The organism is Pseudoalteromonas sp. SG43-8 (genome assembly GCF_014164245.1).
In the GTDB taxonomy this organism is placed as follows: domain Bacteria; phylum Pseudomonadota; class Gammaproteobacteria; order Enterobacterales; family Alteromonadaceae; genus Pseudoalteromonas; species Pseudoalteromonas distincta.
This window is the reverse complement of the sequence record NZ_JACJEX010000013.1, coordinates 67,779-86,414: the sequence shown is the minus strand read 5'-3', so window position 1 is coordinate 86,414 and position 18,636 is coordinate 67,779. Positions and strand designations below refer to the sequence as shown.

21 protein-coding genes are annotated in these 18,636 nt (G+C 38.6%); 18 read left to right on the top strand and 3 right to left on the bottom strand.

Annotated features, from left to right (window positions below; translation table 11 throughout):
- Window positions 1-57 precede the first annotated feature (57 nt).
- Entirely contained in the window at window positions 58-783 is a 726-nt protein-coding gene (locus H5122_RS17415; RefSeq protein WP_182682738.1) for a hypothetical protein, read from the bottom strand.
- 313 nt (window positions 784-1,096) lie between these two features.
- Between H5122_RS17415 and H5122_RS17410 the strand changes: the two genes are divergently transcribed.
- A complete protein-coding gene (locus H5122_RS17410) occupies window positions 1,097-1,477 on the top strand; it encodes a hypothetical protein (RefSeq protein ID WP_024595094.1) in 381 nt (126 codons plus the stop codon).
- On the opposite strand, the gene H5122_RS17405 is transcribed toward H5122_RS17410, so the two are convergent.
- The gene (locus H5122_RS17405) at window positions 1,478-1,918 is read right to left on the bottom strand and encodes a PaaI family thioesterase (protein ID WP_149603343.1); all 441 of its coding nucleotides are present in this window, start codon (window positions 1,916-1,918) and stop codon (window positions 1,478-1,480) included.
- 167 nt (window positions 1,919-2,085) lie between these two features.
- Between H5122_RS17405 and lexA the strand changes: the two genes are divergently transcribed.
- From lexA to H5122_RS17380, 5 genes are all read left to right on the top strand, one after another.
- Window positions 2,086-2,703, top strand: coding sequence for a transcriptional repressor LexA (gene lexA / locus H5122_RS17400; RefSeq protein WP_182682737.1), 618 nt, complete (start codon window positions 2,086-2,088; stop codon window positions 2,701-2,703).
- 484 nt (window positions 2,704-3,187) lie between these two features.
- Complete coding sequence (gene coxB / locus H5122_RS17395; RefSeq protein WP_024594300.1) at window positions 3,188-4,330, top strand: cytochrome c oxidase subunit II; 1,143 nt, start codon at window positions 3,188-3,190, stop codon at window positions 4,328-4,330.
- A complete protein-coding gene (gene ctaD, locus H5122_RS17390) occupies window positions 4,330-5,922 on the top strand; it encodes a cytochrome c oxidase subunit I (RefSeq protein ID WP_007584944.1) in 1,593 nt (530 codons plus the stop codon). Before coxB ends, ctaD begins: the two co-directional genes overlap by 1 nt.
- Window positions 5,922-6,452, top strand: coding sequence for a cytochrome c oxidase assembly protein (locus H5122_RS17385; protein WP_002959612.1), 531 nt, complete (start codon window positions 5,922-5,924; stop codon window positions 6,450-6,452). Before ctaD ends, H5122_RS17385 begins: the two co-directional genes overlap by 1 nt.
- 35 nt (window positions 6,453-6,487) lie before the next feature.
- A complete protein-coding gene (locus H5122_RS17380) occupies window positions 6,488-7,363 on the top strand; it encodes a cytochrome c oxidase subunit 3 (RefSeq protein WP_182672559.1) in 876 nt (291 codons plus the stop codon).
- On the opposite strand, the gene H5122_RS20300 is transcribed toward H5122_RS17380, so the two are convergent.
- Complete coding sequence (locus tag H5122_RS20300) at window positions 7,266-7,574, bottom strand: DUF2909 family protein (RefSeq protein WP_165744785.1); 309 nt, start codon at window positions 7,572-7,574, stop codon at window positions 7,266-7,268. The genes H5122_RS17380 and H5122_RS20300 overlap by 98 nt on opposite strands.
- A gap of 14 nt (window positions 7,575-7,588) precedes the next feature.
- Between H5122_RS20300 and H5122_RS17370 the strand changes: the two genes are divergently transcribed.
- The 12 genes from H5122_RS17370 to cheD all read left to right on the top strand — a co-directional run bounded on the left by H5122_RS17370 (window position 7,589) and on the right by cheD (window position 18,632).
- The gene (locus H5122_RS17370) at window positions 7,589-8,329 is read left to right on the top strand and encodes an SURF1 family protein (RefSeq protein WP_182682736.1); all 741 of its coding nucleotides are present in this window, start codon (window positions 7,589-7,591) and stop codon (window positions 8,327-8,329) included.
- On the top strand, window positions 8,319-8,813 hold the full coding sequence (locus tag H5122_RS17365; protein ID WP_024595087.1) for a hypothetical protein: 495 nt from the start codon (window positions 8,319-8,321) through the stop codon (window positions 8,811-8,813). The genes H5122_RS17370 and H5122_RS17365 overlap by 11 nt, the downstream gene beginning before the upstream one ends.
- 28 nt (window positions 8,814-8,841) lie before the next feature.
- Entirely contained in the window at window positions 8,842-9,831 is a 990-nt protein-coding gene (locus tag H5122_RS17360; RefSeq protein WP_182682735.1) for a heme A synthase, read from the top strand.
- Between the two features lie 12 nt (window positions 9,832-9,843).
- Entirely contained in the window at window positions 9,844-10,773 is a 930-nt protein-coding gene (gene cyoE, locus H5122_RS17355; RefSeq protein WP_182682734.1) for a heme o synthase, read from the top strand.
- On the top strand, window positions 10,770-11,387 hold the full coding sequence (locus H5122_RS17350; protein WP_182672562.1) for an SCO family protein: 618 nt from the start codon (window positions 10,770-10,772) through the stop codon (window positions 11,385-11,387). Before cyoE ends, H5122_RS17350 begins: the two co-directional genes overlap by 4 nt.
- A 151-nt stretch (window positions 11,388-11,538) precedes the next feature.
- Window positions 11,539-11,811: an STAS domain-containing protein gene (locus tag H5122_RS17345; RefSeq protein WP_182682733.1), complete on the top strand. Its 273-nt coding sequence runs from the start codon at window positions 11,539-11,541 to the stop codon at window positions 11,809-11,811.
- Window positions 11,812-11,819: 8 nt separating this feature from the next.
- Window positions 11,820-12,182 carry a response regulator gene (locus H5122_RS17340; RefSeq protein WP_002959593.1) on the top strand — a complete coding sequence of 121 codons (363 nt, stop codon included), beginning with the start codon at window positions 11,820-11,822 and terminating at the stop codon, window positions 12,180-12,182.
- A 10-nt stretch (window positions 12,183-12,192) separates the two neighbouring features.
- Complete coding sequence (locus tag H5122_RS17335; protein WP_002959591.1) at window positions 12,193-14,283, top strand: chemotaxis protein CheA; 2,091 nt, start codon at window positions 12,193-12,195, stop codon at window positions 14,281-14,283.
- Window positions 14,280-14,765 carry a chemotaxis protein CheW gene (locus H5122_RS17330; RefSeq protein WP_002959588.1) on the top strand — a complete coding sequence of 162 codons (486 nt, stop codon included), beginning with the start codon at window positions 14,280-14,282 and terminating at the stop codon, window positions 14,763-14,765. Before H5122_RS17335 ends, H5122_RS17330 begins: the two co-directional genes overlap by 4 nt.
- Before the next feature lie 45 nt (window positions 14,766-14,810).
- Complete coding sequence (locus H5122_RS17325) at window positions 14,811-17,117, top strand: methyl-accepting chemotaxis protein (protein ID WP_182682732.1); 2,307 nt, start codon at window positions 14,811-14,813, stop codon at window positions 17,115-17,117.
- An 83-nt stretch (window positions 17,118-17,200) separates the two neighbouring features.
- Entirely contained in the window at window positions 17,201-18,025 is an 825-nt protein-coding gene (locus tag H5122_RS17320) for a protein-glutamate O-methyltransferase CheR (protein ID WP_182682731.1), read from the top strand.
- Window positions 18,015-18,632 carry a chemoreceptor glutamine deamidase CheD gene (gene cheD / locus H5122_RS17315; RefSeq protein WP_039489124.1) on the top strand — a complete coding sequence of 206 codons (618 nt, stop codon included), beginning with the start codon at window positions 18,015-18,017 and terminating at the stop codon, window positions 18,630-18,632. The genes H5122_RS17320 and cheD overlap by 11 nt, the downstream gene beginning before the upstream one ends.
- The last annotated feature ends 4 nt before the right edge of the window (window positions 18,633-18,636 follow it).

The window sequence follows — 18,636 nt, the reverse complement described above, 5'->3', positions numbered from 1 at the left end:
GCCCTAGGCTTATTTACTCTTTGATAAGTGGGCGCTAGCTCTCAAAAACCAATATGACTACTTTGATTTATTCTTATTTTTAATTCGGATAAATCGTTTTAGTCGTATATTTTGTATAAGTAATAATATTCCACTTAAACAAAAAAGTACGCTGGTTGCTGCAAAACTAATAAGCAGCGGATTATTAAAATCCTCTCGCTCATCGTAATCCATAATATGTAACATCCAAAAAAAGTCGAATATTCGCCATAGCGTGCTGCGAACGGTGACAACTTTGCCGTTATTTTCTGACAAGTACAGTGTTGTGTTAAATGTGTCGTCAAATTGTACCTGCCAAACATTGGTTTTATATCCAACTTCTCGCGTACCTTGCTTTAGTAGTACAGCGCTTGTTACTTGAGCATCAATAAGTAAGTGTGCTTTAGCATTTGCGGTAATTTGTATTTTAGTTGGCGGTTCAAATGGTCGGCCTGTTATGCCATTGAAGCTTTGCTGCTCGTTATTACTAAAGACAGTAATAAGTGGTGTAGTTAAGAAGTTCTCAAAAATTATTTGTGTTGGATTAACCACCTGAGAGGCAATATCGTCAAGGGAAGCAATATAATCAGCCTGCGTAAATGGATTATTGAGAGTACGTGTAGCAAGATGCTCCCCATGAACTTTATCAAGAGGGATTGCACTCATAATTAAACCACCTAGTAACCATGCTAAAATTTGTAGTGCTAATAAATAACCTAACCATTTATGTAACTTGCGAGCATGCTTAAATATTTTTTTATTCATGTTTTAGTCTTATTATTTTTAGAGGCTAGTTTATTACATTAATAGGATAAGTTACTGCGACATTTTGTCGCAGTTTAAACTATAGCTTACTGTAATCATTTAAAAATAAAAAAGATTACACTTAAATTCCTAACATGACTTATCTGTTTAATTGAGCTGAATATTTGATATCCAGCTAGCTTTAAATGCTAAAAAATACTTAAAAGCTGCGAAATATCCATATAAAGTGGTTAATAGAGCATAGTTGATTTGGTATAACGGTAAAACTGCGTTAAAGTTTGCAATGAAATTATTAGAGGATAAATACGAAACGATGTCGGAAATTCAATTTTTAAATGTAGATCTTGAGCTTGAATCAAAGCAAGATATTAGTTTGCTAGTGGCGGACTTGAAAAAAGTCGCGACGATTTTACATTATGACAAAGACGAATACCGTCAACTAGCGCGTATTGAAGCTACAGGTGAGGTGAGCACACCTGATAAAGCCATAAACCATATATGTGAGCTTATTGAATCGTGTTCGCGTAATGCGCTAAAGCAATGGTTAAGCTGTTCACGTAGAACGTTTGATATTGGTTTTGAATCAGGGACTTCTCCTAAGTGCTTTAATCAAGCCTTAGATGCAGATACATTATTGCGTATATCTGCGATTGGTGCGGGTATGGAAATTACCATTTACCCAATCGAAAAGTAACTATCTTCGCTCTACGACTGCTGCGGTCATTTTTGATACGCAGCACAGCTCATTGCGGCTATTTGTAATTTTTATTTCCCATACTGAACTACGTTTGCCAATATGAAACGCTCTTGCCGTTGCTGTTAAAGTGCCGTTGCGAGATGCTTTTAAATGACTTGCGCTAATTTCCTGCCCTACACAGTAAAATTTAGTAAAATCGACAACAAAGTTAGCGGCATAGCTGGCAACTGTTTCGGCAAGTACAACGTTAGCACCGCCGTGAACCATGCCCATTGGGTTATGATGCTCAGGAATTGCCGGCATTGTGGCAACCAAATAATCATCGCCAATTTCTGTGACTTCTATCCCCATAGTTTTCATTAATGTTCCTTGGCCATTAATGCCTTGTTCTAACTGCTTGCACAGCTCTAAGGTGATGGGCTGGTACCAAATACTCATAATGTCTCCTTTGCATTTTTAATCATTTATAAACTTAGCTTTAGTTATATCCCTAAAATGTACACAAGTGAAATTACTTTAGCTATTTTAAGGCTTAATTTAAATTTGCGATTTTTATTTAACTGTATATACTCACAGTTAAATGTACTGTATGGAAAACCAGTTGTATGCGACCATTAACGAACCGCCAAGCTCAAATACTCGAACTAATTAAAGTTTTTATTAAAGACACTGGTATGCCTCCTACACGTGCTGAAATAGCGCAAACATTAGGTTTTAAAAGTGCCAATGCTGCTGAAGAACATTTAAAAGCACTTGCTAAAAAAGGCGTAATTAAGATGAAACCAGGTGCAAGCCGTGGTATTCAATTAATTGAAGAAGAAGAGCCAGAACAATTAGGTTTACCGCTTATAGGGCGTGTTGCTGCTGGTTCACCTATTTTGGCGCAAGAGCACGTTGAAAGTCACTGCAAAATCGATCCATTAATGTTTAAACCGGCTGCAGATTTTTTACTACGCGTTAACGGTATGAGCATGAAAGATATTGGTATTATGGATGGTGATTTACTTGCTGTACATCGTACTCAAACCGCTGAAAATGGACAAGTTGTTGTTGCTCGCCTAGACGAAGACGTAACTGTAAAACGTCTTGAGAAAGCGGGTCGTAAAGTATTACTTCATGCTGAAAACGACGATTTTGACTCTATTGAAGTAGATCTTGAGAATGAGTCTTTTAATATTGAAGGCTTAGCCGTTGGCGTTATAAGAAACGCTGATTGGATGTGACTTTAAAAATAGCTTTTAAACAAGCAGCTTTATAAATGCGTACTAATTAGTACGCATTTTTGTTTTAAAATTTGTACTAAAAAATAGGGCGTAAACAGCCCACTGACTATTTAAGCTGTAAACTTTTTTGCACTTATATTTTCCCCCTCCGAATGCGTTAAACCCCTTTGTTTTGCTCATATTTTGAACTTCCTGTTGCCCAGTTGATTACCGATTTTTTATTAATTATTCAATATCACCTGATTGTTTTTTATACTAAAACTTGCTTGTTGTTCGTTTTTTAGCTAATTGTTAATGTGCTGAGCTAATAATAACTCACAGCTTTTTAGTTTTGAGAACACACAATATACACAAACTCGTTGTTGGCGCAGCAAAACCAATCAATATTAAATAAGATTGGCTAAAAAAATAAAAATAACGAATTGGCGTTTAAGCCGTATGCCTCTTCGCTTTGCATTCGCAATAGCATCAAAGGAGCCGTCACATGGGTAAACTGACCTCTACCTTGTGGCTTATATTATGTGTTTTTTCGCACCCAGTTTTGGCTAACAGCCAATACAATATGCGCAAAGGCGTAACCGATATAAGCAATAATGTATATCAGCTGCACATGACCATATTTATAATATGTTGTGTGATTGGGGTGATAGTGTTCGCAATTATGTTTTGGGCACTTATTCATCACCGTAAATCTAAAGGGGCTGTACCTGCCCAATTTCACGAAAGCACTAAAGTAGAAATACTTTGGACTGCAATTCCGTTTGTTATTTTAATTGCTATGGCAGTACCAGCCACTAAAACCCTTATTGCAATGGAAGATGCCAGCAAAGCTGATCTCACTATTAAAATTACGGGTTCGCAATGGAAATGGCATTATGAATATATGGGCGAAGATGTAGAGTTCTACTCTATTTTATCTACCCCGCAAGATGAAATAGCGAATCTTGCAGATAAAAACCCTAACTACTTACTTGAGGTTGATAAGCCTCTTGTACTGCCAATAAATCAAAAAGTACGATTTTTAATGACTTCTGATGATGTTATTCACTCTTGGTGGGTACCTGATTTTGCAGTTAAAAAAGATGCGAACCCCGGCTTTATAAATGAAACATGGACGAACATAAACGAAGAAGGTACTTACCGAGGCCAATGTGCTGAGTTGTGTGGTAAAGACCATGGCTTTATGCCCGTTGTGGTGGTCGCTAAATCTGAAGCTGATTTTAAAACATGGCTTGCAGATGCAAAGCAGGCTAAACAAAAAGCAGCATTAGCAGATGCCGCATTACTTGATAAAACCCTCCCAAAAGAAGAGTTAATGACTTTAGGCGAACAAGTATATATGGCTAATTGTGCAGCGTGCCATCAGCCTACGGGCATGGGGTTACCGGGTGTATTTCCTGCACTTAAAGGCAGCCCGATAGTGCTTGGCGATATAAAAGATCACATTGATGTAGTTATCCATGGACGACCCGGTACGGCAATGCAAGCATTTGCCAAACAGTTATCTATAAAGCAATTAGCTGCGGTTATTACTTATAAACGTAATGCGTGGGGTAATGATACGGGTGATGTTATTCAACCGAGTCAAATACAGGCAGCTCTTGATGCCAAAGTGGAGGCGAACTAATGAGTAGCATAGTAGAACAACCTAACGCCAATGAAGCTCATCATGCTCATCACCCAGCTAAAGGTTTTAAACGCTGGCTTTACACAACTAATCATAAAGATATAGGTAGTTTATATTTAATTTTTTCGCTGACCATGTTCTTAATTGGTGGTGGAATGGCCATGGTGATCAGAGCTGAATTATTTCAACCAGGTTTACAGTTGGTCGACCCTCACTTTTTTAATCAAATGACCACAGTGCATGGTTTAATTATGGTGTTTGGTGCGGTTATGCCAGCCTTTACAGGCCTTGCTAACTGGATGATACCACTCATGATTGGCGCGCCAGATATGGCATTGCCAAGAATGAATAACTGGAGCTTTTGGATTTTACCGTTTGCGTTTTTAATCCTATTGGCATCGTTATTTATGCCTGGTGGGGGTCCTGCATTTGGTTGGACTTTTTATGCACCACTGTCCACAACATACAGTAATGACAATACTGCATTGTTTGTATTTGCCGTACATATTATGGGGATTAGCTCAATAATGGGCGCAATCAATGTGATTGTGACCATAGTGAACTTACGTGCCCCCGGCATGACATGGATGAAGTTGCCCTTATTTGTATGGACGTGGTTAATTACTGCCTTTTTATTAATAGCGGTAATGCCTGTACTTGCAGGAGCGGTAACTATGGTGCTTACCGATAAGTACTTTGCTACCAGCTTTTTTGATGCTGCAGGCGGTGGCGACCCGGTGATGTTCCAACACATTTTTTGGTTTTTTGGTCACCCTGAAGTATACATAATGATTCTTCCTGCCTTTGGCATTATATCTACAATAGTACCTACCTTTTCTCGTAAAAAACTTTTTGGCTATGCCTCAATGGTATACGCCACATCCTCTATAGCACTATTGAGCTTTATTGTTTGGGCTCATCATATGTTTACCACTGGGATGCCGGTCGCTGGCGAGTTGTTTTTTATGTACGCGACCATGCTTATATCGGTACCTACTGGAGTAAAAGTATTTAATTGGGTTGCCACAATGTGGAAAGGCTCAATAACTTTTGAGGTGCCAATGCTTTTTAGTATTGCGTTTATTGTGCTGTTTACCTTGGGTGGTTTTTCGGGATTGATGCTGGCAATTACACCTGCTGATTTTCAATATCACGATACTTATTTTGTAGTGGCGCATTTTCATTATGTATTAGTAACAGGGGCTGTATTTTCGATAATGGCAGGGGCTTATTACTGGCTGCCCAAATGGACAGGCAACATGTTTAATATCACGTTAGCTAAATGGCATTTTTGGCTATCGCTGGTGAGTGTGAACGTACTGTTTTTTCCTATGCATTTTGTGGGGCTTGCCGGTATGCCGCGTCGAATTCCCGATTACGCTCTTCAATTTGCCGACTTTAACGCAATCATAAGTATTGGTGGGTTTGCCTTTGGCTTATCGCAATTGTTGTTTGTAGCTGTGGTAATTAAATGCGCGCGTGGCGGTGATAAAGTGCCTGCAAAAGTATGGGAAGGGGCAGAAGGCCTTGAGTGGGAAGTTGACTCTCCAGCGCCATATCATACTTTTTCTACGCCGCCGGTTATTAAGTAATGACACACGCACCGCTACTCAAACGTTTGGTACTTATTTGCATAGGCATGTTTGCCTTTGCCTTTGCTTTAGTACCATTATATGACGTGTTTTGTGATGTAACAGGGCTTAATGGGAAGCCTTCGCTTGAGCAAGCAGAGCAAAGTACACAAATAGTACAAAACCGAGAAGTTGGCGTTAGCTTTACTACTCACGCACAAAGTGGTGCACCGTTTGAAGTTAAATCAAAAGAATACAGTGTAGTGGTAAAACCCGGTGCAATGCGTGAAGTAATGTTTAGTGCTAAAAATAATAGCAATCTGGATAAAGTAATGCAGGCTGTACCATCAGTCTCGCCAGGTAAAGCGGCAAAGTATTTACATAAAATAGCTTGTTTTTGCTTTGATCAGCAACCTCTAAAAGCAGGGGAAGAGCTTGAATTTAAATTGCTTTTTTATGTTGATACCGCACTGCCAAGCGACATTGAAGAATTAACTTTATCTTATACCGTATTTGATATTAGTGAACAGCTGGTGGCAAGTAATAACTAGCTTTTTAAACTAGTGTGAAACTAGGAGTAAATAAAATGAATCAAGAATCTGAGCATTATTACGTACCAGAGCAAAGCCCGTGGCCTATTGTAGGTGCTGTTGCATTGTTTTTTATTGCAGTAGGGGCAGGCTTGACTGTTATGAGTGTAGGTAAAGAAGGTGGTAGCGGGGTTTATCTGCTTTATGCCGGTATTGCTGTGCTTGTGTATATGCTGTTTAGCTGGTTTAAAAATGTAATTAGTGAATCGGACCAAGGTTTGTACTCAGCACAAATGGATCGCTCTTTTAGACAAGGTATGAGCTGGTTTATTTTTTCTGAAGTTATGTTTTTTATGGCCTTTTTTGGTGCGCTTTTTTATGCACGCGTATTGTCGGTACCTTGGCTTGGAGGTGCAGGCAATAATGCAATGACTAACGAGGTATTATGGCCTACTTTTGAAGCCGTTTGGCCGCTTGTTTCAACACCTGCTGGCGAAACTACTCAAGCTATGGGCTGGCAAGGCTTACCACTTATAAATACCTTAATACTGCTTACCTCCTCAGTTACTTTACATTTTGCCCACGTAGCGATGGAAAACAATAAACGCACTCCACTTAAGGTTTTTTTAGGCGCTACTATTTTATTGGGCGTTTGCTTTTTAGGGCTGCAAGTTGAGGAGTACATGCATGCATATAATGACCTTAATCTAACGCTAGATGCGGGTATTTACGGTAATACGTTCTTTTTATTGACTGGTTTTCATGGCATGCATGTAACGCTAGGAACCGTACTTTTATTTGTAATATTTTTACGGATATTAAAAGGGCACTTTACTAAAGATAAGCACTTTGCTTTTCAAGCAGCTGCTTGGTATTGGCACTTTGTTGATGTGGTGTGGCTGTGTTTGTTTGTATTTGTATATGTGCTGTAGCGTTTATTGGCGAATTATTTGCTTTAATAAAACCAAGTTTAAGCGCTGCAATAACAACAACTAAAACAACGATCGAAAACAATACGCGACGACCTAAAAAGTGAGACATAGGTCGTCCCCCTGTTTTCCCTGACACCATAATAAACAATGCTCTAAATAAGTTAAAAAGTATAAATATTAACAACAGTACGATAATAATTTTAATAATCACTGAGTTGACCCTTTATGCAGTTAGTTTTATGGCACAAACAAAAGCTTAGCTCACTAATCACACTTTGTATGGTTGTGGTTGTTGTACTTGTGTGTGTGCGATTAGGGTTTTGGCAGTTGGAGCGAGGTGAGCAAAAGCAGCAACAGCTAACCGCCATAGCTAAGCAACAGACTCGTGGTGTGATGAGCTGGTCTCAATTACTTAACTTGCCTGATAGCTGGAACAAAACTGGTGTATTGGTTGAGTTAAAAGGGCGGTTTGTACAAAACCAATATTGGCTTTTAGATAATCAAGTTTATAACGGACAAGTAGGGTACGACCTACTTGCTTTACTAAAGCCAGATAGCGAAGAAAAAGTGATTTTAGTTAATTTAGGATGGGTAAAAGCGCCTATATCTAGAGATACACTGCCAAAGGTTACTCTGCCTACAGGTGTTTTTATTCTTAAAGCGCAAATAAAAGAAAATAACCTAAGTAGCTTTACGCTTGAAGATAAAACTACAAATAACGACTTACCTACAAGAATCCAATCTATCGAATTGAATATGCTGAGCACCCAAAGCCAGCAATCATTAATTAATTTTATGGCTTACAGACAAGGTACTGGTGATGAGATTGCAATACCTCATTATGAGGCCGTTGTTATGAGCCCTCAAAAGCATAATGCCTACGCCTTGCAATGGTTTTTAATTGCTGTTGCATGTGCTGTTGTGGCTATTTTTGCGAGTAAAAAAAGGACACATAATGAAAAATAATCCCCTTTTATTGTTTGTGGGTTGCTGCGCTATCCCATTAATTTTGGCATATGGCGCATTAAAGTTTGATTGGTTGCCTACTGCAATTACTAATAATGGCGAGTTTTTAAGCCAAGAAATAAAACTTAAAAATTGGCCGCAAAATAATCCCAAACAATGGACTATCGCACTTAATTATTCAAACGAATGTAACACCCCATGCAGCGAACAACTCAATGCACTTAATAACTTATATGTGGCACTTGGTAAAAACCAAGGCAAGGTTGATATGGCTGTAATGGGAAGCCCCGACAATAAAAATCTACCATGGAAAATTATTACCGAACAACAGAGTTTAAATCCTGCAAGTTTATATTTAATTGATCATATGGGGTTAGTGGTACTTGAATATCCCTTTAAGGTCGAGCCACAAGAAAACCGTTTAGTACAAAAAGGGTTATTAAAAGATCTAAAAAAATTACTTAACTATTCTCGTTCTAGCTAACTAAGTTGAGCTTAAGTTGGAGTATCTGATGTATAAAAATTATAAAAACTTAGTATTAATAACAGGATTACTCGCTTTGATTGTAGTTGCTTTAGGTGCGTACACCCGCTTAAGTGATGCAGGATTAGGGTGCCCCGATTGGCCTGGTTGTTATGGCTTTTTAACGGTACCTAAGCATGAGGCTGACATAGCCTTAGCAACTCAAAGCTACCCCGATATGATGTTCGAAACCGCAAAAGCGTGGAAAGAAATGATTCATCGCTACTTTGCAGGTGCTTTAGGCTTACTTATTTTAGGTTTATTTGTGTTGGCTTTTTTAAAACGCCAATATCCAACTACGCCAGTTAAATTGCCTTTGGCTTTACTTCTACTCGTGGTATTTCAGGCTGCCCTTGGTATGTGGACAGTAACCATGAACCTTCAGCCGCTTATTGTAATGGGCCACTTATTAGGTGGCTTTAGTATTTTGTCACTTATAACGCTTTTATATTTACGGCTAACCGCAAAACCTATTATGGGTGGCGATAGCGGCGCAAAACGCTATTTTGCTTTAAGTTTAGTAGCGCTCAGTGTATTAATTATCCAAATTGCACTAGGTGGTTGGCTGGCTGCAAATTACGCCGCTCCTCATTGTAGTGGTTTGCCATTGTGTAATTACGCACAACCGTTTTCATTGAGTAGCGTATTTCAATTACCACTTGAGCACAGTAATTATGAGTTTGGTGTGTTATCGCAGCAAGCGCGTATGTCTATTCATTTATTACACCGCATTTGGGCACTGGTTACTTGCATCGTTCTGGCGCTAATTATGTGGAAAATATACAGCCAAGCGTACTCTAAAAAAATTAAAAATTGCGTGGTGAGTGTATTACTTGTTCTGCTTTGCCAAATTAGCTTAGGGCTTATTTTAGTACATTGGCATATTCCGTTGGGAGTTGCATTGGCGCATAACTTGATGGCTGCCATACTATTATTAAGCATGGTTAGGTTGTGTTATTACCTAAAATCACGCACATAAAGGGGAAATATAATGGCACTTATAATTGATAAAAAAATACTGCTACCCGTTAATGCTCAATCGCTAATTTCGCGTACTCATAATTTGCTACAAGACTACTTAGCAATTAGTAAATTTAAAGTGGTAGCCATGCTGGTACTAACAGCTTGGGTTGGTTTAGCGCTGGCTCCTGATGTAGGGCGAGGTATGGCTGTACAGTTTATTAGCTTGTTAGGTATAGGGCTACTTTCTGCTGCTGCAGCGGTTATTAATCATGTGGTTGATAGTGAGATAGACTCAAAAATGGCAAGGACTCGTCATCGCCCTGTGGCTAAAGGGCGTTTAAGTAAAACACATGCGCTTTGTTTTGCAGCTGTTATTGGGGTTGCGGGTTTTATTATGCTGATGGTGTGCGCTAATACCTTAACCGCTATATTAACGTTATTTGCATTGGTAGGTTATGCATTTGTTTATACATCATTTTTAAAGCGTGCAACGCCGCAAAATATTGTTATAGGTGGGTTGGCTGGCGCAATGCCTCCATTATTAGGTTGGGTGTCAGAAACAAACCAAATGGCAGCAGCCCCTTGGTTACTCGTAATGATAATATTTACCTGGACTCCGCCACACTTTTGGGCGCTGGCTATAGCACGAAAAAGTGATTATGAACGCGCTAAAATTCCTATGTTACCAGTAACCCATGGAATCGACTTTTGTAAAACGTGCGTCGTTGCCTACTCCGTTTTACTCGCTGTAGTTTGCGTATTACCTTATTTAATTGGTATGTCTGGATTAATATATTTAATAGGTGCGTGTGTATTAAATGCAGTGTTTATATATAAAGCCGTCAAATTAAAAATTGCTGGAAATGATGAGACTGCAATGGACTTATTCCGTTTTTCGATTATTCATTTAATGGTACTCTTTGTAATCTTATTTATAGATAAATGGCTCCCTTTATGAAGCAGTTATGGCTTGGATTAATTGTTGTTTTAGTTTTGTTTTTATCAGCATGCTCAAATGAAAATAGTCCGCCAGATGTAGATGCATTAGTTTACGAAAATGCAAAGCCACTGTCTGATTTTACGTTAAATGATCAGCGTGGTGAATTAGTGACTAAGCAACAATTTGTAGGACAGTGGAATTTAGTATTTTTAGGCTACACAAGCTGTCCAGATATTTGTCCATTAACACTTGCTAAGTTAAATGCTGTTTATAAAAACTTACAGGCAGATTATCCGCTACAAATTTGGTTTTTATCGGTTGATCCAAAACGCGATACACCAGCTAAACGAAAGCAATATATAGATTACTTTAATCCTGACTTTTTAGCTGTATCAGGGGAACATAAACACCTTTTTCCTGTTGTTAGAGAGCTTGGTTTAATTTACGCGATTAGCGATAGTAGTGAATCAGAATATGCAGTTGATCATAGTGCTTCGGTCGCTATGGTTGATCAAAATGGAGCCGTTAGAGCTATTTTTAAACCAGAATTTAAACAAGGTAGTGTGCCATTAATTAACGCGACGATTTTAACGCAAGAGTTTAAAAAAATAGCCGATTACTACAAAAACTAGTTTTTACTTTTTACCAATTTGAAAGGAGCTTTAGGCTCCTTTTTTTGTTTTTTAACGACGATTTAAATTTAATTAAGCATTTTATGGCAATTTTAATAACTAGGGCTAAGCTTTTGTTATGAATTGAATTGACAGGGAATGCACCTACAAAATGCTAAAACTTCCGAGCGAACTTGTTATTACGCAAGTTGAAACACTACATCAAGATTTACTGCACGAACTCAATAGCAACGATGATATCTGTCTTGATATTAACGATGTAATTTCTGCTGATACTGCCTCAATTCAACTTTTATGCGCCTTACAAAAACACCTACTTACCATACAGCACAAAATCATTTGGGTAGGCAGTAGCGAGGCCTTAACACATACAATCAATAAACTTGGCTTAAGCCAATACTTAACAACCGAAAGTAAAAGTTAGGGGTATATATGAAAAGAATTTTAGCGGTTGATGACTCAGCATCGATGCGTCAAATGGTGAGCTTTACATTAAAAACCGCAGGGTTTGATGTAACCGAAGCTAAAGATGGCAGTGAAGCTCTCGCTATTGCCAAGCAGCAAGACTTTGATGCCGTGATCTCAGATGTAAACATGCCAATAATGGATGGAATTACATTAATACGAGAGCTGCGTACTTTGCCTAGTTATAAATTTACACCATTACTGATGCTTACAACTGAGTCGGGTTTAGAAAAAAAAGTAGAAGGTAAAGCTGCTGGGGCAACAGGCTGGATTGTTAAACCATTTAATCCCGATCAGCTACTAGCGGTAATTAAAAAAGTTATTCGCTAAGGAGCGCAGTGTGAGTATAGATTTAAGTCAATTTTTTGAAGTTTTCTTTGAAGAGAGTTTTGAAGGCCTAGATACCATGGAGGCTGAGCTATTAAACTTAGTGCCAGGTGAGGAAGATTTAGAAACTATCAACACTATTTTTAGAGCTGCTCACTCAATAAAAGGAGGCAGTGGGACATTTGGTTTTAGCTCCGTTGCTGACTTTACTCATGTACTTGAAACATTACTCGATCAAATTCGCCAAGGTGAACGAGAGCTTAGTACCGAGCATGTTAATTTGTTACTCAAAGCTGTGGATTGCTTACGCGCTTTACTTGCTGCACTTCAAGGTGAACAAGAGCCAGATTTAACCGAAGCAGATTTGTTAAAAGTACAATTTGAACATGTACTTGGAATGAAAAATGAAACACATGAGAATAAACCTCAAAGCTGTGAAGAGCAAACAAGTAGTAATACCTATCAAATAGACTTTAAACCTCATCATCATTTATTTAAAACAGGAAACGAGCCACTGTATATGATCAGTGAGCTTGAAGAGCTAGGTGAGTTAGAAACCACAGTATTTTACGATGAAGTTCCAGAAATCACCGATTTAAGTAGTGATGAATGTTTTTTACATTGGCGCTTTTTTTTAAGCACTAGCCATGATGAAAAAGCCATAAAAGAAGTGTTTGAATGGGTTGAAGACGATGCCGATATAAAAGTTGAATTATGTGGCGGCTTATTTGGTAATGATGAGCCAATTCCACCTAATCAAGATGAGATACCTAAAGCTGTTGAGCTTGAAGAACCCGATTCAATAAAAGTAGCTGAGTTACCAAGTAAGCCACAGCAACCCGTTGCTAATAAAGATAAAAAACCTGCAAGTACACCAGAGTCTACCTCTATACGTGTTGGCATTGATAAAGTTGATTCGTTAATAAATATGGTAGGTGAACTTGTTATTACACAAGCCATGCTAAATCAACTCAGCGAACAAGAAATCACACCAGCCACAATCACTTTACTACAAGAAGGCTTAGCACAACTTGCACATAATACGCGTGATTTACAAGAAAATGTGATGCGTATTCGTATGCTCCCAATTAATTTTGTATTTAGTCGTTTTCCTCGATTGGTGCGAGATATAGCGCAAAAGCTAAATAAGCAGGTTGAGCTAAAGCTGATCGGAGAGCAAACCGAGCTTGATAAAACAGTAATGGAAAAAATATCTGACCCTATGGTGCATTTAGTAAGGAACTCACTTGATCATGGGTTAGAGACTGTTGAGCAAAGACTGGCGGCAGGTAAAGATCCCGTTGGCACAGTAACCTTAAATGCATTTCATCAGGGTGGAAACATCGTTATTGAAATAATGGATGATGGACAAGGGTTAAATACAAAAAAAATAAAAGAAAAAGCCATCGCTAACGAATTAATCTCAGCTGATAACCATCTCAGTGACGATGAAATAAATGAGCTTATTTTTATGCCGGGCTTTTCGACAATGGATGAGGTAAGTGACTTATCTGGACGTGGAGTTGGGATGGATGTTGTTAAGCGAAATATCCAATCATTAAATGGCTCAGTGGAAGTAACCTCAGCGCCCGGTGTTGGTTCTACGTTTACTATTAGATTACCCCTTACTCTCGCTATTTTAGATGGGCAATTAGTTAAGGTGGCTCAGCATACTTATATTATTCCGCTCATTTCTATTGTGGAGTCACTGCAAATTGATATTGCAAAAGTGAGTCGAGTGGGTAAAAGCCTTGATGTATTGAGGCTTCGAGACGAATACATTCCTATTTTAAGGCTTTACGATATTTTTAATCATAAAAATGCTATTGAATCACTCGATAAAACGCTGCTTGTTGTTGTAGAAACAGATAACCAAAAGGTGGGTTTATTAGTTGATGATTTACTGTCTCAACAGCAGGTTGTTATTAAAAGTTTAGAGGCAAACTACCATAAAGTGGATGGCGTATCGGGAGCCACTATTTTAGGAGATGGGCGTGTATCGCTGATTGTGGACATTAGCGGCTTGATAAAGCTCTCAGGCTTAAAAAAGCCAGGTAGCCAAGAACTAACTATTGAAACGCAAGCCACTTTGGAGGCGTTATGAGCTCAGATCAAAGCCAGTTAAGTAACCAATTAAATCTTCAGCAACAGCAAGGTGTAAAACAGTTTTTAACTTTTATTATGGCTGATGAAGAATATGGCGTTGATATTTTAACAGTACAAGAAATTCGCAGTTGGGAAGAAATTACAGTACTGCCCAATGCACCTGAATTTGTAAAAGGCGTTATTAATTTACGCGGAACAATAGTGCCAATTATTGATTTACGGTTACGCTTTGGATTACCAAGTGTCGACTATGGACCATTAACGGTGGTTATCGTTGTCAAAATAGAATTTGAACTAGGTAGTAAAATTATAGGTGTTGCTGTTGATGCCGTCTCTGATGTTTACAGTATTGCGGAGCAAGATGCTAAAGCAGTTCCTAGTTTGTCTGAATCGAGTAATTGTGAATATGTAGCTGGGTTGGTGAATGTTGGTGAAAAAATGGTAGCGCTAATTGACCTGCAAAAAACAATGAATATTTAGCAAATAGAAACTAAATGAATAATAAACTTAAAGGTGGTGATGAGCATGGGATGGTTTAGTAATCCAAAGCAGTCAAAATCAAGTAATGATTTAATTGTAGACGCATTGAATAAATCATTAGCGGTGATTGAATTTGAACCTAACGGAAAAATAATTACTGCAAATATGAATTTTCTAAACGCGATGGGCTATCGTCTTGAGGAGGTTCAAGGCCAGCATCACTCGATGTTTGTTGACCCAGATGAAGCTCAGGGCAACGATTATAAAAACTTTTGGCAACGCCTGCGTAATGGCGAGTTTATCTCAGATGAGTTTAAGCGTAATGCAAAAGGTGGAGCTGAGGTATGGATCCAAGCAACTTATAACCCAATTGTTGATGAGCAAGGGCAAGTATTAAAAGTAGTTAAGTTTGCCACCGACGTGACTGAGCAAAAGTTAATAACAGCAGAAGCTTCAGGGCAAATTAGTGCTATAAGTAAATCTCAAGCGGTTATCGAATTTAATTTAGATGGCACTATTATTGATGCCAATGATAACTTTTTAAATGCGCTTGGCTATCAACTTAGCGAGATTAAAGGCCAGCACCATAGGCTTTTTATTGATCCCGAACATGCAAATAGTATCGAATATAAAGAATTTTGGGCCAAACTAGGTCGCGGTGAATTTGATTCTGGGGAATATTTAAGAATAGGAAAGCAGGGTCAGGAGGTTTGGATTCAAGCATCTTATAACCCAATTTATGATATGAACGGCAAGCCGTTTAAAGTGATTAAATATGCATCTGATATTACTGAACAAAAAGAGCTTGAAAAAGCATCTCGCAAAGCAGCCGATTTAGCAAATGCGCTTAAAGTTTGCCAAGCAAACGTAATGATTGCTGATGAAAACCTTAAAATAGTATTTGTGAACGACCGTGTTCAGCAAATGCTAAAAGTCCGCGAAAAAGAATTACAAACCGTATTGCCAAGCTTTTCTGTTGATAATTTAATTGGCACCTGTGTTGATGATTTTCATAAGCACCCTAATCATCAACGTGATTTATTAAAAAACCTAGATAAGCCCTATAAAGCCGAGCTACTGTTAGCAGGTGTCACTTTTACCTTGATTGCTTCACCTTGGATCAGTCAAGACGGAAAGCATTTAGGCACCATTGTTGAGTGGGAAGATAGAACCAATGAAGTTGCGCTTGAAAAAGAAATCGCTGAGCTTATTGGCGCTGCAGGTAATGGCGAATTAGATACAAGAGTAGCGGAAGATGGGAAGGAAGGGTTCTTTTTACGTTTGACCCAAGGGTTAAATAGCTTAGTTAAAATAGTTGATGATGCCGTTGCCGACACTGGCAATATGCTCGATGCGATGGCAAGTGGTGATTTATCAAAACGTATTGAAAAAGAATACAAAGGTTCTTTTGATAAGCTTAAACGCGACGCAAATGCAACGGCAGATAAATTAACAGAAGTGATTAATCGCATTAATTCATCGGCAACGTTAGTAGCCAGTGGTGCAGAGGAAATCTCTCAAGGTAATGCTGATTTAAGCCAACGTACAGAAGAGCAAGCCTCGTCACTTGAAGAAACCGCTTCAAGTATGGAGGAAATGACCAGTACCGTTCGTCAAAATGCTGATAACGCAAAAGTAGCAAACGACTTAGCAGAAGAAACCTGTGAAAAAGCGATTCAAGGTGGTGAAGTTGTTAATAGAGCAGTTACGAGCATGTCGGCAATTAATGAGTCGAGCAAAAAAATTGCAGATATTATCGGTGTAATAGACGAAATAGCGTTTCAAACGAATTTATTAGCGCTTAATGCCGCAGTGGAGGCAGCAAGAGCCGGTGAACAAGGTCGAGGCTTTGCGGTTGTTGCAGGTGAGGTTCGTAACTTAGCGCAGCGCTCTGCGGGCGCAGCGAAAGAAATTAAAGAGTTAATACGAGATAGTGTAGGCAAAGTAGCTGATGGCTCTCAATTAGTTAATGAGTCGGGCGCTACACTTAAAGAGATTGTTGTGTCGGTGCAAAGAGTGACGCAAATGATTTCTGATATTACAGAGGCATCTGAAGAGCAAAGTGCAGGTATTGAACAAGTTAATAAAGCTATTTCTCAAATGGACGAAATGACGCAACAAAATGCCGCTCTAGTAGAGCAAGCCTCTGCTGCTGGTGAGTCTATGGCTGAGCAAGCTAATGAGATGCGCCGATTACTTAACTTTTTCTCAGTAGATCAGCAAGAGATGATAATGATGTCATCAACTATGCGAACCCCTGAACTATCTCATGAGCCGCAAAGTCGTTTTGTGAGTAATAAGCCCAGGGGCGATAACTTTGTAGACTCAGCTGATGAGTGGGAAGAGTTTTAATATTTAGCCTTTTTATGCCTCGTCTAATAAATAGTTACAGCGAGGCACTACTTGTTAGCGTTAGGTTTAATTGAGAGCGAACAATGAAAGAGTTTTTGTGTACCGACCGCGACTTTAAGGAAATTGCCAGCTTAGTTTACAGCGCATGTGGAATTGTATTAGGGGATCATAAGCGAGAGATGGTTTATTCACGCTTAGCAAGACGTATTAGGGAGCGTAAATTAACTGATTTTAAAGATTACTTAGAGTATCTGAATAGTCATAAAGATCAGGAGTTTGATGCCTTTATTAATGCGATAACAACGAACTTAACGTCTTTTTTTCGTGAAATACATCACTTTGAATTTATAAAATCTGAGCTTGTTCCTGCTCTTTTAAAGGCAAATAAAAACAGTAAGCGAGTAAGAATCTGGTCTGCAGGTTGCTCCACAGGGGAAGAGCCTTACAGTTTGGCGATGACTTTAAATAACGCATTTCCGAGCAATTGGGATGTAAAAATACTAGCAACCGATTTAGATTCTAATGTATTGGCAAAAGCACAAAAAGGTATTTACACCGCAGCGAATGTTAATGGCTTAGATGACGTGCAACTTAAGCGTTGGTTTTTAAAAAGCAAAGACGGTGAAAATTATAAAGTTAGAGATAAACTAAAAGAGTCTATTTCTTTTAAGCGTTTAAACTTATTGCAAGACTGGCCAATGAAAGGATCATTTGATCTTATTTTATGTCGTAATGTTGTTATTTACTTTGATAAAGAAACAAAAGATCAGCTTTTTAAGCGCTACGCTAATATATTAAATGAACAAGGTTATTTGTTTTTAGGTCACTCAGAAAGTATGGGTAAAGAGCATTCACAATTCAAAAACTTAGGGAAAACTATGTACCAAAAGGGACAAAATGCACGCTGAGTTTAGGCCGGTATTACCTAACTTTGAACACATTAAACGATATTGGGATTCGGGCCGAGGTAGCGTTGTAGCTAAAGTACTTCCGGGTGAGTTTTATGTTTCTAAAAATAATGAACTGATCTCTACAGTTCTGGGTTCGTGTATTGCGGCTTGTGTATACGATGAAGTACTTGGTATTGGCGGGATGAATCACTTTATGTTACCAATTCAAAAGGGAGTAGAACTTAAAAATGCGCATAGTTTAAGTTGTCGGTACGGTAATTGGGCTATGGAGTATCTTATAAACGAAGTTTTAAAAAATGGCGCGTCTCGGTGTAACCTAAAAGTAAAACTTTTTGGCGGGGGGAAAATTATTAGTGCGATGACTGATATAGGGTTGGGTAATATTAGTTTTGCAGCAGCGTATATTAAAGAAGAGGCATTAAATCTAGTTGCCCATGATATGGGGGGGCCGTGGCCGCGGAAAATATTTTTTCATCCGAATACCGGTAAAGTTCATATGAAAAAACTTAAAAACCTACATAATAATACGATTGAAAAACGCGAAGTCCGTTACTTACAAAACCTTAAAAAGCAAGAAGTAGTAACCGATATAGAGCTGTTTTAGGAGT

What these genes read in the sequence shown, in the direction of transcription:
- H5122_RS17415 (WP_182682738.1), bottom strand. Translation starts at nt 783, where the DNA reads ATGAATAAAAAAATATTTAAGCATGCTCGCAAGTTACATAAATGGTTA.
- H5122_RS17410 (WP_024595094.1), top strand. Translation starts at nt 1,097, where the DNA reads ATGTCGGAAATTCAATTTTTAAATGTAGATCTTGAGCTTGAATCAAAG.
- H5122_RS17405 (WP_149603343.1), bottom strand. Translation starts at nt 1,918, where the DNA reads ATGAGTATTTGGTACCAGCCCATCACCTTAGAGCTGTGCAAGCAGTTA.
- lexA (WP_182682737.1), top strand. Translation starts at nt 2,086, where the DNA reads ATGCGACCATTAACGAACCGCCAAGCTCAAATACTCGAACTAATTAAA.
- coxB (WP_024594300.1), top strand. Translation starts at nt 3,188, where the DNA reads ATGGGTAAACTGACCTCTACCTTGTGGCTTATATTATGTGTTTTTTCG.
- ctaD (WP_007584944.1), top strand. Translation starts at nt 4,330, where the DNA reads ATGAGTAGCATAGTAGAACAACCTAACGCCAATGAAGCTCATCATGCT.
- H5122_RS17385 (WP_002959612.1), top strand. Translation starts at nt 5,922, where the DNA reads ATGACACACGCACCGCTACTCAAACGTTTGGTACTTATTTGCATAGGC.
- H5122_RS17380 (WP_182672559.1), top strand. Translation starts at nt 6,488, where the DNA reads ATGAATCAAGAATCTGAGCATTATTACGTACCAGAGCAAAGCCCGTGG.
- H5122_RS17370 (WP_182682736.1), top strand. Translation starts at nt 7,589, where the DNA reads ATGCAGTTAGTTTTATGGCACAAACAAAAGCTTAGCTCACTAATCACA.
- H5122_RS17365 (WP_024595087.1), top strand. Translation starts at nt 8,319, where the DNA reads ATGAAAAATAATCCCCTTTTATTGTTTGTGGGTTGCTGCGCTATCCCA.
- H5122_RS17360 (WP_182682735.1), top strand. Translation starts at nt 8,842, where the DNA reads ATGTATAAAAATTATAAAAACTTAGTATTAATAACAGGATTACTCGCT.
- cyoE (WP_182682734.1), top strand. Translation starts at nt 9,844, where the DNA reads ATGGCACTTATAATTGATAAAAAAATACTGCTACCCGTTAATGCTCAA.
- H5122_RS17350 (WP_182672562.1), top strand. Translation starts at nt 10,770, where the DNA reads ATGAAGCAGTTATGGCTTGGATTAATTGTTGTTTTAGTTTTGTTTTTA.
- H5122_RS17345 (WP_182682733.1), top strand. Translation starts at nt 11,539, where the DNA reads ATGCTAAAACTTCCGAGCGAACTTGTTATTACGCAAGTTGAAACACTA.
- H5122_RS17340 (WP_002959593.1), top strand. Translation starts at nt 11,820, where the DNA reads ATGAAAAGAATTTTAGCGGTTGATGACTCAGCATCGATGCGTCAAATG.
- H5122_RS17330 (WP_002959588.1), top strand. Translation starts at nt 14,280, where the DNA reads ATGAGCTCAGATCAAAGCCAGTTAAGTAACCAATTAAATCTTCAGCAA.
- H5122_RS17325 (WP_182682732.1), top strand. Translation starts at nt 14,811, where the DNA reads ATGGGATGGTTTAGTAATCCAAAGCAGTCAAAATCAAGTAATGATTTA.
- H5122_RS17320 (WP_182682731.1), top strand. Translation starts at nt 17,201, where the DNA reads ATGAAAGAGTTTTTGTGTACCGACCGCGACTTTAAGGAAATTGCCAGC.
- cheD (WP_039489124.1), top strand. Translation starts at nt 18,015, where the DNA reads ATGCACGCTGAGTTTAGGCCGGTATTACCTAACTTTGAACACATTAAA.